Genomic DNA, 12214 nt, shown 5'->3' with positions numbered 1-12214 from the left:
AGGGCGGACGGGGTGTAGCGGGCCGCCGACGGGGAAGGTTGGCAGGGCCTGGAAGGAGTATCGGGGATGAGCGGTCTCGTCGGACGCAACCTGCTCGCCGGGGCCGAGCCGGAGGTCGCCCGCGACGCGGGCTACCAGGACCCGCCGCCCCGGATGGGCTTCTTCACCGACACGTCGGTGTGCATCGGCTGCAAGGCCTGCGAGGTCGCCTGCAAGGAGTGGAACAGCGTCCCCGAGGACGGCCTTGAGTTCACCGGGATGTCCTACGACAACACGCAGGGGCTCAGCGCCGACACCTGGCGGCACGTCGCCTTCATCGAGCAGAACCGCCGCGTCGCCGCCGGGGCCCCGGTGGACGACCGGACGGGCGACGGCACGGGCGACGGCGCGGGAGGCGGCACGGCGACGGCGGAGGTCCCGGACGGCTCCGGTGGCGACGAGGGGCTCCGCTGGCTGATGGCGTCCGACGTGTGCAAGCACTGCACGCACGCCGCCTGCCTGGACGTCTGCCCCACGGGCTCGCTGTTCCGCACGGAGTTCGGCACCGTCGTCGTCCAGGAGGACATCTGCAACGGGTGCGGCTACTGCATCCCGGCGTGCCCGTACGGCGTCATCGACCAGCGCAAGGGCGACGGCAGGGCCTGGAAGTGCACGATGTGCTACGACCGGCTCGGCGCCGGCCAGGAGCCCGCCTGCGCGAAGGCGTGCCCGACCGACTCCATCCAGTACGGTCCGCTGGACGAGCTGCGGGAGCGGGCCGCGGCGCGCGTCGAGCAGTTGCACGAGCACGGGGTGTCGGACGCGCGCCTCTACGGCGAGAACCCGGACGACGGCGTCGGCGGTGACGGGGCGTTCTTCCTGCTGCTGGACGAGCCGGAGGTGTACGGGCTGCCGCCGGACCCCGTCGTGACCACGCGCGACCTGCCGTCCATGTGGAAGCACGCGGGCGTCGCGGCGCTGACCATGCTCGGCGGCATCGCGGCCGTGTACGCGGCGAACGGACGCCAGGGAGGCCGCCGATGAGCAACACGGGGGACGCCCTAAACCGACGCCGGGGAGGCCGCCGATGAGCACGTCGGCGGACGCCCTAGACCGACTCCGGAGAGGCCGCCGATGAGCACGACGGGGGACGCCCTGCACGCACGCCGGGGAGGCCGCCGATGAGCACGTCGGAGGTCGGCGAGGGCGGCGTCCGCGGAGAGCGGCCGGGCCGGGAGGCCGTGGTCGGCAAGGGCGAGCATCCCCGCGGCGGGCGCCGGGACGGTAAGCGGCGCCGGGGCGGGCGCGGTGAGCGCGCGATGGTCCCGGACGCGGAGTTCACGTCGTACTACGGCAAGCCGATCCTCAACCCGCCGAAGTGGGAGGCCCGTGACATCGCCGGGTACTTCTTCCTCGGCGGGCTGGCCGGCGCGGGGTCGGTGCTCGCGGCGGGGGCGCAGCTGACCGGCCTTCCGGCCACCGCGCGGGCGCTGAAGATCTCCTCGCTCGCCGCCATCGCCGGATCCACGTACGCGCTGGTGCACGACCTCGGGAGGCCGGCGCGGTTCCACCACATGCTGCGCGTCGTCAAGCCGACGTCGCCGATGAGCGTGGGGTCGTGGGTGCTCGCCGCGTACGGTCCGGCGGCGGGGGCGGCGGCCGTCCTGGACGTGACGGGGTGGTTCCCGCGGCTCGGTGCCGCGGCGACGGCGGGCGCTGCGGTGCTCGGTCCGGTCGTCGCGTCCTACACGGCCGTGCTGGCGGCCGACACCGCGGTCCCGGCGTGGCACGGGGGCTATCGCGAGCTGCCGTTCGTGTTCGTGGGCTCGGCGACCGCCGCCGCGTCCGGGATGGCGCTGATCGCCGCGCCGCGCGGGGAGAACGGGCCCGCCCGCGGTGCCGCCGTGTTCGGCACGGCGCTGGACCTGGCCGCCGTGACGCTGATGCGGCGCCGGCTCGGGATGGTCGCCGAGCCGTACCGGGAGGGCCGGTCCGGACGGCTGATGCGGACGGCCGAGGTGCTGTCGGTCGCGGGCGCGGCCGGAGGCGCGCTGCTCGGAGGGCGGAGCCGTGCGGCGGCGGCGCTGAGCGGCGCGGCGCTGCTGGCCGCGTCCGCCTGCACGCGGTTCGGCGTGTTCCACGCCGGGGTCCGCTCGGCGGAGGACCCGAAGTACACCGTGGTCCCGCAGCGCGAACGCCGTGAGGCGTTGCAGCAAGAACACTGAAAACTTGCGCAAGCTCTTGACGGGCTTGCAAGAACAGAGCATTCTCACGTTGCTCGCGGACGGCCGTCCCCCACCCCCTTGGGCGCCCGCCAGGCGCCCGCGTGACAGGAGTTCGCCGACATGCAACGTGGAAGCCCCCTGCCCAGACGCGGATCCGGTACCCGGCTCCGCCCCCGCTCCCGCCCCCGCTCCCGCCCACGCTCCCGTCCCGGCTCCCGTCCTGCCGGGATCAAGTCCCTCCTCGCCGCCGGGACCCTCGTGCTCGGCGGGCTCACCCCCGCGGTCGCGCTGCTCCCCGACGGGTCCGCGCGGGCCGCGGTCGCGCTCAACGACAGTGACGTCACCGCCAACCTGTGGGAATGGAACTGGAACTCCGTCGCGGCGGCGTGCACCGGCCACCTCGGGCCCGCCGGGTACGGCGCCGTCCAGGTCGCGCCGCCCGCCGAGTCGGTGAGCCTCGCGTCCAACGGCGACGGCGCCCACCCGTGGTGGGAGGTGTACCAGCCCGTCTCGTACGGCCTGACGAGCCGCCTCGGCACGCGCGCCCAGTTCGCCGCGATGGTCACCGCGTGCCACAACGCGGGGGTCCGCGTGTACGTGGACGCCGTCGTCAACCACATGGCGGGTCACAACAACACGCTGAACACCACCTACGGCGGATCGACGTTCGACCCGCCCGGGTTCTCGTACCCCGCCGTCCCGTACGGCTACGGCGACTTCCACCACGCCAACGACGGCTACTGCAACGACGACGACGCGGGCATCGACGACTGGAACAACACGTCCGAGGTGCAGAACTGCGAGCTCGTGTCCCTGTCCGACCTCAAGACGCAGAGCTCCTACGTCCGCGGCAAGATCGCCGGTTATCTCAACGACCTGATCGGGCTCGGCGTGGACGGGTTCCGCGTCGACGCCGCCAAGCACATCGCCCAGAGCGACTTCGCGGCCATCAGGAGCGCGCTCAACCCGACCACCGCCGAGGGCAAGGCGCCGTACATCGCGCAGGAGGTGATGCCCGGCTCGACCACCGCGGACCTGAAGCCCTCCGCGTTCACGTCCAACGGCGACGTGCTCGGCTTCTCCTACGCGATGGGGCTCAAGACCCAGTTCCAGAACGGGACGCTGTCGAACCTGTCGGGCATCCCCTCATGGTCGCTGGACGCGAGCGGCGCCCAGACTTACGCCATGGTCACCAACCATGACACGGAGCGGGACGGATCGACGCTGAGCTACAAGAGCGGCGCCGACTACACGCTCGCCACCTACTTCCTCCTCGCCTACCCGTACGGGAAGCCGACCGTGTACGACGGGTTCACCTGGTCGTCGTCGGGCCAGTCGCCGCCCGCCGACGCGAACGGCTTCGTCACGGACGCGAACTGCTCGTCCGGCTGGCAGTGCCTCACCCGGTCGACCGGGGTCAAGGGCATGGTGGGCTGGCACAACGCGACCGCGTCCGCGACCACCGTCGCCAACTTCACGGCCACCGCGGGCAACGTGATCGGGTTCAGCCGCGGCGGCAGGGGCTGGATCGGCCTGAACGACTCGGGCTCCCCGTCCACCGCCACGTACACGACCGGCCTGCCGGACGGCGCGTACTGCGACGTCATCACGGGCGGCACCGCGAACGGCGGCTGCGCGGGGACGACGGTCACCGTGTCGGGCGGCACCGCGAGCGTGACGATCCCGGCGAACGGCGCGGTCGCGATCCACGTGGGCGCGATGTCCGGCTCGACTCCCCCGCCGACCAGTACACCGGCGACCGTCACCGACGCCTTCAACGTCAACGCCACCACGACCTGGGGCACGAACGTCTACCTGGTCGGCAACGTCGCGGCCCTCGGCTCGTGGAACCCGGCCGCCGCGGTCCCGCTCTCGTCCGCGAACTACCCGGTCTGGAGCGGCACGGCGGCGCTTCCCACCGGCACGAAGATCGAGTACAAGTACATCAAGAAGGACGGCTCCGGCACCGTGACCTGGGAGAGCGGCGCGAACCGCACCTACACGACCGGCACGTCCCCCCACACCGCGAACGACACCTGGAAGTAACCGGGTCGAGAGACGTGCAGCGGGACGGCCAGGACAGCGGCCTCGTGCCGGCCGTCCCGCTCGCAGCGGAAGGTGTGACGCCGGACATCACCCGTGTCGGGGCCACCGTGCGTCGTCCGGTCAGGCCTTTCACCGCCACGGTCCACGCCTACCTCGCCCACCTTCGTCAGGCCGGGTTCACCGACGCTCCCGAACCCCTGGGCCTCGACGAGCAGGGCTGGGAGATGCTGTCGTTCGTGCCGGGCGATGTTCCACGCGAGCCGCTTCCGCCCGAAGCCACGGGTGAGGACGTCCTGGTCGCCTTGGCTCGTCTGATCCGGCGGCTTCATGACGCTGCGGAGGGCTGGACGCCGCCCGACGATGCCGTCTGGGCGACGCTGCCCGGGACGGAAGGCATCCCGCTCGTCGACGGCGGCGCCGAACTCGTCGGCCACCGGGACTACTGCCCGGGCAACGTGGTCTTCCGCTACGGGCTCCCCGCGGCTCTCATCGACTTCGACCTCGCCCGTCCGACCACCCGGGTCTATGACATCGCCAACGCCCTCTACTGGTGGGCGCCGCTGCTGGACCCCAGGGACCGGCCGCCCGCCCTCGTCGAAGCGGACATCCCCCGGCGCGCGGCGGTGTTCGCCGACGCCTACGGGATGTCCGGGCGGCAGCGTCGTGACCTGGTTCCCCTGGCCGAGCGGATGATCCACCGCTTCCACGTGACCAGCCGCGCGGCGGCCGCGGCCGATCCGCTGTTCCGGCGCCTCTGGAACGGAGGCGTCAAGGAGCGCATGCCGCGAGCCGAGGCGTGGATCGCGCGGGAGGGGGGCGCGGTCCAGGCTCGGGTCGGTGTGTCGGAGCGGTGATCAGTCGGCTTCGGCGCTGCCGCTGACGCGGAGCTTGCGGCGGGCGCGCTCGTAGAAGGTGGAGTCGCCGAGGCGGACGACGCTCGCGGCGCCGCGGGCGGCGGTCACCCGGACGCAGTCGCCCGGATGGACCTGCGCGGCGACGCCGCCGTCCACCTCCACGGCCAGGGTCCCGCAGGTCGGCAGCAGCCGCAGCGTGACCTCCTCGTCCGCGGACAGCATGACCGCGCGGTTGAACGTCGAGTGCGCGGCCGCGGGCACCACGAGGAAGCCCTCCACGGCGGGCGAGACGATCGGGCCGCCCGCGGAGTAGCTGTAGGCGGTCGAACCGGTCGAGGTCGCTACGATCACCGCGTCCCCGGCGTACCGGACGAATGGTTGATCGTGGACGGCGACCTCCACCGCCGCCAGCCCGTCGCCGGGGACGCGCACCAGCGCGATGTCGTTGAAGGCGCTGACGGTCTCGCCGCCGGGCAGCTCCGCCGAGATCGCCATCCGCGGCTCGACCTGGTAGCGGTGCTCGTCGATGCTCGTCAGCGCGTCCGGCAGGTCCTTGACGTCGATCTCGGCGAGGAAGCCGAGGCGGCCGAGGTTGACGCCGAGGACGGGCGTGCGCTGCCCGGACACCAGCCGCATGCTGCGCAGCATCGTCCCGTCCCCGCCGAGGCTGACGAGCAGGTCGGCGCGCTCGACGAGCGCTCCGGGCCCGGCCGGTATCGCGCTGCAGTCGATGCGGCCGATCTCCTCGGGAAGCCCCAGTACCGTCCCGCCGCGGCGACCGGCCCAGCCGACGATCGTGTCGACGGCCTCCTTGGAGTCGCGTTGCGGATGCAGGACGAGTCCCACCGTATGCACCATTCCCATGGCAGCACCGTACGGCCCGCGGCGCCGTGGCGGGAGGCGCGGCTCGCCGCCGGCGGTGGCGGCGCTCCGCCCGCTCCGTTAGGTTGAACGCGAATAAGCAGTCGCTTACACGGCGGAGCGGTGCCTCATGACGCATCCACCTGACATGTCACCGCGCAGGACGCCCCGCCAGGAGCGCTCGCGCCGGACGGTCGAGCGGATCCTCGCGGCGGCGACCCGGGTGCTGTCGGAGCGCGGTTACGACGGCGCGTCCACCAACCGGATCGCGGAGGCCGCGGGGATCAGCAACGGCTCGCTGTACCAGTACTTCCCCAACAAGGACGCCATCGTCGTCGCGGTGCTGGACCGGTTCGCCGACCGGCTCGCGGACCGGCTCGGCGCGCAGATCGAGTCCACCATGGCCGAGCCGTGGCAGGTGGCGGGCCGGGCGCTGCTGGACGCGCAGATCCGGCTGCTGGAGGAGGACGCCGACCTGCTGCGGATCATCGTCGAGCAGATCCCGCGGCTCGGCCCCTTCGACAAGCTGGCCGCCCTCCAGCGGCGGCTGACCGACCTCGTCCGCGTGTACCTGCTGCTCAACCGGGACGCGTTCCGCGAGGACCTCGACGTGGACGCGACGCTGTGGATCCTCACCGAGACGGTGGGCCAGCTCTCGATCAAGTACGTGCTCGACCGGCCGCCCATCCCCCGCGAGCGGATGGTGGACGAGCTGGCCGCGCTCGTCGTGCGCTACATCCGCGCGTGAGCGGGCGTCCGGGACGCGGCCGTCAGTCCGGGATCGGGGCGTCCAGGACGCGGAGCACGATGCCGGTCATCACGCCGTGCAGGGCGGGCAGGCGCTCGGTCTCGCCGCGCGCGACGTGCGCGGTGACGAGCTCGGCGACCGCGCCGACGGCCGCGAGGTGGCACTCGTCCGGGACGGGCCGCCACTCCGGGTGCCGCGCCGCGGCGCGCTCGCGCCACCGGCGCAGCAGGTCGGCGACCATGCGGTGGCCGCGGTCGCGGCCCCTGACGGCGCGCGGCCCGGCGGCGGGCAGCTCGATGAAGATGCACCGCGCGTACTCCGGCTCCCGCGCGCACAGCGCCAGGTAGGCGCGCAGCCCGCCGCGGAGCACGGCGAGGGACGGGTCGGCGGCGGACGGGTCGCGGGGCGCCCCCGTCAGCTCCTTCGCGATCACCTGCTGCGCCGCGTCCAGCGCCGTGAGGAAGCAGCTCTCCAGGCCGGAGAAGTGGTCGTAGAACGCCTTGCGCGAGACGCGGGCGCGGGCCACGACGTGCGCGACGGTGGCGGTGGCGTAGCCCTCCTCCGCCACCGCGGAGATCACCGCGCGGTGCAGGCGGTCGCGCTGCGCCTCGCGGACGACCTCGGCGGGCAGGCTGCTGCGCCCGCGCGGCAGCCCCGGACGGGCCGGGTCGTAGACCTCGGCCAGCCGCCCTCCGCCGGGTCGCGGGCCGGCGGGCGGGGCGTCCGGGTGTTCGGTGAGCCGGGGTGGTCGCGCGCGTTCGATGGCGGGAGTCTAGTGGCCGCCGCGCTCCCCGGTCTCGCGCCCGCCGCGCTCCGCGGTCTCGCGCCCGCCGCGCTCCCGCTCGGGCCGGCGACCGTCCGGGGATGTCTCATCCGGGCGCTGGTAACCGAACGTGTCGCGCATGACTACCTTGCGTCACTATGCTGTTGCTCCACGTCACCTAGTTCAGGAGTCGCCCCCCATGAACGGTACGAACCCCTCCGGCCTCCGCCTGCTGACGGCGGTCGTGCTCGCCTGTTCCGCCGCCTCCGCGCTCGCCGTCCCCGCGGCTCGTTCCGCGCGCGCCAGCGAGACGGCACCGCGCGACGCCGAGACCACCTACACCTGCGACCGGACGTACGCCGGCAAGAAGGGCGAGGCGTGGGGCTCGCCGGGCTGCGCCGGCTCCGAGGGGGCCCTGACGGAGGGTCCGATCGAGGAGGGATTCCTCCTCATCTCGCGGGCGAGCGACGACAAGACTTCCTCTGCGAGGACGACGAGGAGGGAAGCTCCCCCGCGGGCGTCGTGCAGCTTCCCCAGAGGGTCTCCGGATTCGACTGCGCGCCGCTCTGAGGCGCGCCCGCGCCCGCTCCCGCGGCAGCGCGAGAGCGGGCGCCGGTGCCGGTGCCGGGCGACGCGCCGCATCTTTTCCTCCGCCGGCTGTCACGTTTCGGGCCTCTGATCCATCTGCATTGGTAGCGGCCGGACGTGGATGACGTGGAGGAGCAGTGGGCGCCAGTCCGGAAAAGAGCACGCGCAGACAGTTCGACCTGACGATGTTGCACGCCATGTACGGCGCGTTCCGACGCGACATGGCCCGGCTGGAGGCCGCCGGGGGCGTGGACGGGGCGGTGGGTTCGCGGGGAGTGCGGAACGGCTGGGAGACGTTCAGGCTCCACTGGCTCGCCCAGCGGGCGGCGGAGGAGCGGGCGCTGTGGACGGTGATGCGCGGCAGGGTGCCGGGCGCCGGGCCGCGTCCGCCGCTCGTCGACGCGATGGAGTTCCTGGGCCTGCGGCTCGTCCCGCTGTTCGACACGGTCGACACGGCCCTGGAGCGCGGCGACGGGCACGTCTTCGCGTGGTGCGCGCGCGAACTGCCGGAGGCGGTGGCCACGCTGCTCGACTACACGGAGGCGAAGGCCCTGCCGCTCGTCCACGAACTCCTCACCCCGTACGAGTGGGGGACGTTCGAGGTCGAGTTCCGGCGCGAGATCGGCTTCCGCGGCCTGCGCGACTTCCTGCCCTGGCTGCTGGACGGCGCGTCCGAGGACACGAGCCGCGCCGTGCTGGCGATGCTGCCCCCGCCGGTCCGGTTCGCCTACCGGACGCGCTGGCTTCGCCGTCATGAGCGCCGCGACCTGTGGACTGTCCGCCCGGGAAGGTGACAGGAACATGTGACGCGGTGCACATCGGACGATGTCACATCCGTCCCCCCTGATCGGTCGTATGTCCAGAGATCGATGAGAGGACGGTGACGATGGCGGGGACACGGGAGCCGGCCGGGGCCCGCGCGGCCGGGCGGCCGCCGCGGGCGCTGGACGCCACGACGCGGGCGCTGGACGAGCGGTTCGGCACGACGTCCTTCGCGAAGAAGGCCCTGCGCAAGGCGTTCCCCGACCACTGGAGCTTCCTGGTCGGGGAGATCGCGATGTACTCGTTCGTGATCATCCTGCTGACCGGCGTGTACCTCACGCTGTTCTTCAAGCCGAGCATGCACGAGGTCGTGTACGACGGGTCCTACACCAAGCTGCGCGGCGTCGAGATGAGCGAGGCGTACGCCTCCACGCTGAAGATCAGCTTCGATGTCCGGGGCGGGCTGCTCGTCCGGCAGATCCACCACTGGTCGACGCTGATCTTCATGGCCGCGATCCTCGTCCACCTGCTGCGCAACTTCTTCACCGGCGCGTTCCGCAAGCCGCGCGAGCTGAACTGGATCATCGGCGTGCTGATGTTCGTGCTGGTGATGTTCAACGGGCTGTTCGGCTACTCGCTGCCGGACGACCTGCTGTCGGGCACGGGCCTGCGGATCCTGGAGGGCGCGACGGCCTCGATCCCGCTGGTCGGCTCGTACCTGGTGATGTTCCTGTTCGGCGGGGAGTTCCCCGGCAACGACATCATCCCGCGGCTGTACGTCATCCACGTGCTGCTGATCCCGGGGCTGCTCGCCGCGCTGATTCCGCTGCACGCGGTCGTGCTGACGTGGCGGCAGACGCACACGCAGTTCCCGGGGAAGGGCAGCACGAACAGCACCGTCCGCGGCTACCCGTTCTTCCCGGTGTTCATCGGGAAGACGTCGGCGCTGTTCCTGTGGATCGCGGGCGTCACGACGCTGCTGGCCGCGTTCGTCCAGATCAACCCGGTCTGGCTGTTCGGGCCGTACGACCCCGGCGCCATCAGCGCGGGCTCCCAGCCGGACTGGTACATGGGCTGGCTGGAGGGCGCGCTGCGCGTCATGCCCGGCTGGGAGATCACGGCGTGGGGCCACACGCTCTCGCTGAACGTGGTCCTGCCCGTCCTCGGCGTCCCCGGGCTGCTGTTCACCGGGCTGGCCGCCTACCCGTGGATCGAGCGCTGGGTCACCGGCGACCACCAGATCCACCACCTGCTCGACCGTCCCCGGGACGTCCCGGCGCGGACGGGCGTCGGCGCCGGCGGCGTCGTGTTCTACGGCATGCTGTGGCTCGCGGGCGGCAACGACGTCCTCGCGCACAAGTTCGACGTCTCGCTGTTCTGGACGACCTGGTTCTTCCGGTTCGCCGTCGTCCTCGGGCCGGTGCTCGCCTACATCGTCGCGTACCGGATCTGCGTCGGCCTCCAGCGCCGCGACCTCGGGCTCGTCACGCACGGGCTGGAGACCGGCATCATCCGCCAGTCGCCCGACGGCCGGTTCAGCGAGGTCGAGCGGCACCTCTCGGACGAGGAGATCGCGGCCATCACCGACCCGCGCCCGGCGCCCGCCGTCCCGCTCGACGTGCCGCCGCCGCGCGACGACGTGGAGAGCCCCGAGGCGCGGCGTCCGCTGCGCCGGGTGCGCGCCGCCCTCAACCGGCGCTTCCGCGCAGACCTCGCGAGCGTCCCCGAACGCGCGCCCGAGCTGGAGGAGGCGAAGCCGCCGGTGGAGCGCGAGACCACGCCGATCTAGCGGTTCACGGCAGCGGCGGCGGGCCGGGCGGGTCGGGCGGGGGCGGGAAGGCCACGCGCACGTCCAGCCCGCCGCCCGGACGCGCGCAGACGTCGAGGTCGGCTCCGTGGGCACCGGCGATCGCGGCGACGATCGACAGCCCGAGGCCGAGGCCGTCGCCGCCGCCGCCGTCGCCGGTTCGGCCCCGCTCCAGGCGCGTGAACGGCCGGACCAGGGCGGCGGCGTCCTCGGGGGCGACGACCGGCCCGGTGTTGCCGACGCACAGGGTCGGGCGGCCCCCGTGAACGCCGGTCCGGATCACGACCCGCCCGTCCGGCACGTTGTACCGGACGGCGTTGTCGGCGAGGTTCGCGACCAGCCGCTCGACCAACCTCGCGTCGCCCACGGTGGGAGCCGGGTCGAGCTCCGCCTCGACTACCGGCCCCTCCCCCGCCGCGCGCCCGGGCGCCGCCGGATGGTCGGGCGCCGCCGGGCGGTCGAGGACGGTCGCGGCGATGACCGCGAGGTCGAGGTCCTCGCGGTGGTCCAGGCCCCGCTGGCCGCGGGCCAGGGTGAGCAGCGCGGCGATCAGCCGCTCCTGCCTCCGGTTGCTGTCGAGGACGCGCAGGCACGCGGTCCGCAGCGTCGCGGCGGCGGCGTCCTCGTCGGCGAGCGTCACCTCCAGCAGGCTCCGCTCGAACGTCAGCGGCGTCCGCAGCTCGTGCGAGGCGTGGGCGACGAACGCCTTCTGCGCCTCGAACGACGCCTCCAGCCGGTCCAGCAGCCCGTCGACGGTGTCGGCGAGGTCCTTGACCTCGTCCGCCGGTCCCCGGACGGCGAGGCGCCGGTGCAGCGACCGGGCGGAGATGTCCCGCGCGGTCGCCGCCATCGCCCGCAGCGGCCGCAGCGCGCGGCCCGCCAGCAGCCAGCCGAGCCCCACGGCCACGACCGTCATGAGCACCAGCCCGAGCACCGACGCCAGCAGGAACTGGCGCAGGTCGTCCGCCCGGGACGCGGGGTCCGGCACGTCCGGGACGCCGGGCGGCGGGCCCGGGAGGCCGAGGTCGGGCGGGCGCGGCGGCTCGATGCCCGCCCAGGGCAGCGCGCGGGTCGCGAGCAGGTACGTCACCGCGAGCAGCGCCGCGCCCGCCGCCGCGAACAGGGCGCCGCAGAGCAGCGTCAGCCGGAGCCGTATCGTCCACCGGAGGCCCATGGTCAGATCCGGTAGCCGGCGTGCGGCACCGTCTCCAGGACGGGCGGGTCGCCGAGCTTGCGCCGCAGCCGGCTCACCGTCACCTTCACGGTGCCGGTGAACGGGTCGGCGGCCTCGTCCCACGCCCGCTCCAGCAGCTCCTCCGCGGACACGACCCGGCCCGCCGCGCCCATGAGCAGCTCCAGCACCGCGAACTCCTTCGGGCTGAGGTCGAGGCGGCGCCCGTCCCGCGTCGCGGTCCGCCGCCCGGGGTCCAGCCGCAGGCCGCCGGCGACCAGCACCGGCGGGACGGCCGGCTGCGCCCGCCGGCCGAGCGCCGCGAGGACCGCCACGAGCGTGTCGCGCGAGACCTTCGCCTCCTTCCCCCGCCAGTCGGTGTAGTGCGTCGCCACCTGGTACCGCTCGGC

At 73.4% G+C, this 12214-nt stretch carries 11 protein-coding genes; 7 read left to right on the top strand and 4 right to left on the bottom strand.

Annotation, left to right across the window (positions count from 1 at the left end; genetic code table 11):
• The first annotated feature begins 153 nt into the window (after nucleotides 1-153).
• The 4 genes from E1300_RS10140 to E1300_RS10125 all read left to right on the top strand — a co-directional run bounded on the left by E1300_RS10140 (nucleotide 154) and on the right by E1300_RS10125 (nucleotide 5104).
• Nucleotides 154-1023, top strand: coding sequence for a 4Fe-4S dicluster domain-containing protein (locus tag E1300_RS10140; RefSeq protein WP_242619059.1), 870 nt, complete (start codon nucleotides 154-156; stop codon nucleotides 1021-1023).
• Nucleotides 1024-1160: 137 nt separating this feature from the next.
• The gene (gene nrfD / locus E1300_RS10135) at nucleotides 1161-2204 is read left to right on the top strand and encodes an NrfD/PsrC family molybdoenzyme membrane anchor subunit (protein ID WP_131756633.1); all 1044 of its coding nucleotides are present in this window, start codon (nucleotides 1161-1163) and stop codon (nucleotides 2202-2204) included.
• A 120-nt stretch (nucleotides 2205-2324) separates the two neighbouring features.
• The gene (locus E1300_RS10130; protein ID WP_131756632.1) at nucleotides 2325-4250 is read left to right on the top strand and encodes a carbohydrate-binding module family 20 domain-containing protein; all 1926 of its coding nucleotides are present in this window, start codon (nucleotides 2325-2327) and stop codon (nucleotides 4248-4250) included.
• Between the two features lie 14 nt (nucleotides 4251-4264).
• Nucleotides 4265-5104 carry a phosphotransferase enzyme family protein gene (locus E1300_RS10125; protein ID WP_207399611.1) on the top strand — a complete coding sequence of 280 codons (840 nt, stop codon included), beginning with the start codon at nucleotides 4265-4267 and terminating at the stop codon, nucleotides 5102-5104.
• Here the strand turns inward: E1300_RS10125 and E1300_RS10120 are convergent, their stop codons facing one another.
• Nucleotides 5105-5968 (bottom strand): NAD(+)/NADH kinase, encoded by an 864-nt coding sequence (locus E1300_RS10120; RefSeq protein ID WP_131756631.1) that lies wholly within the window; start codon nucleotides 5966-5968, stop codon nucleotides 5105-5107.
• A gap of 127 nt (nucleotides 5969-6095) precedes the next feature.
• On the opposite strand from E1300_RS10120, the gene E1300_RS10115 reads away from it, so the two are divergent.
• The gene (locus tag E1300_RS10115) at nucleotides 6096-6713 is read left to right on the top strand and encodes a TetR/AcrR family transcriptional regulator (protein WP_131756630.1); all 618 of its coding nucleotides are present in this window, start codon (nucleotides 6096-6098) and stop codon (nucleotides 6711-6713) included.
• A gap of 22 nt (nucleotides 6714-6735) precedes the next feature.
• On the opposite strand, the gene E1300_RS10110 is transcribed toward E1300_RS10115, so the two are convergent.
• Nucleotides 6736-7293 carry a TetR/AcrR family transcriptional regulator gene (locus E1300_RS10110; protein ID WP_207399610.1) on the bottom strand — a complete coding sequence of 186 codons (558 nt, stop codon included), beginning with the start codon at nucleotides 7291-7293 and terminating at the stop codon, nucleotides 6736-6738.
• A 908-nt stretch (nucleotides 7294-8201) separates the two neighbouring features.
• On the opposite strand from E1300_RS10110, the gene E1300_RS10105 reads away from it, so the two are divergent.
• Together E1300_RS10105 and qcrB are read left to right on the top strand one after the other, a co-directional pair.
• Nucleotides 8202-8858: a hemerythrin domain-containing protein gene (locus E1300_RS10105; protein ID WP_131756628.1), complete on the top strand. Its 657-nt coding sequence runs from the start codon at nucleotides 8202-8204 to the stop codon at nucleotides 8856-8858.
• A gap of 92 nt (nucleotides 8859-8950) precedes the next feature.
• A complete protein-coding gene (gene qcrB, locus E1300_RS10100) occupies nucleotides 8951-10615 on the top strand; it encodes a cytochrome bc1 complex cytochrome b subunit (RefSeq protein ID WP_131756627.1) in 1665 nt (554 codons plus the stop codon).
• Nucleotides 10616-10619: 4 nt separating this feature from the next.
• On the opposite strand, the gene E1300_RS10095 is transcribed toward qcrB, so the two are convergent.
• On the bottom strand, nucleotides 10620-11807 hold the full coding sequence (locus E1300_RS10095) for a sensor histidine kinase (RefSeq protein WP_131756626.1): 1188 nt from the start codon (nucleotides 11805-11807) through the stop codon (nucleotides 10620-10622).
• Nucleotides 11808-11809: 2 nt separating this feature from the next.
• Nucleotides 11810-12214, bottom strand: a 405-nt coding sequence (locus tag E1300_RS10090) for a winged helix-turn-helix domain-containing protein (RefSeq protein ID WP_207399609.1), incomplete at its 5' end; no start/stop codon positions are given.

It is taken from the genome of Actinomadura fibrosa (assembly GCF_900659615.1).
GTDB lineage: Bacteria > Actinomycetota > Actinomycetes > Streptosporangiales > Streptosporangiaceae > Spirillospora > Spirillospora fibrosa.
The sequence above is the reverse complement of the archived record's forward strand: the minus strand, read 5'-3'. Positions and strand labels throughout refer to the sequence as shown.

Bases quoted from the DNA above. Each gene is read 5' to 3' on its own strand.
- E1300_RS10140 (WP_242619059.1), top strand. From the start codon at position 154: ATGGGCTTCTTCACCGACACGTCGGTGTGCATCGGCTGCAAGGCCTGC.
- nrfD (WP_131756633.1), top strand. From the start codon at position 1,161: ATGAGCACGTCGGAGGTCGGCGAGGGCGGCGTCCGCGGAGAGCGGCCG.
- E1300_RS10130 (WP_131756632.1), top strand. From the start codon at position 2,325: ATGCAACGTGGAAGCCCCCTGCCCAGACGCGGATCCGGTACCCGGCTC.
- E1300_RS10120 (WP_131756631.1), bottom strand. From the start codon at position 5,968: ATGGGAATGGTGCATACGGTGGGACTCGTCCTGCATCCGCAACGCGAC.
- E1300_RS10115 (WP_131756630.1), top strand. From the start codon at position 6,096: ATGACGCATCCACCTGACATGTCACCGCGCAGGACGCCCCGCCAGGAG.
- qcrB (WP_131756627.1), top strand. From the start codon at position 8,951: ATGGCGGGGACACGGGAGCCGGCCGGGGCCCGCGCGGCCGGGCGGCCG.
- E1300_RS10095 (WP_131756626.1), bottom strand. From the start codon at position 11,807: ATGGGCCTCCGGTGGACGATACGGCTCCGGCTGACGCTGCTCTGCGGC.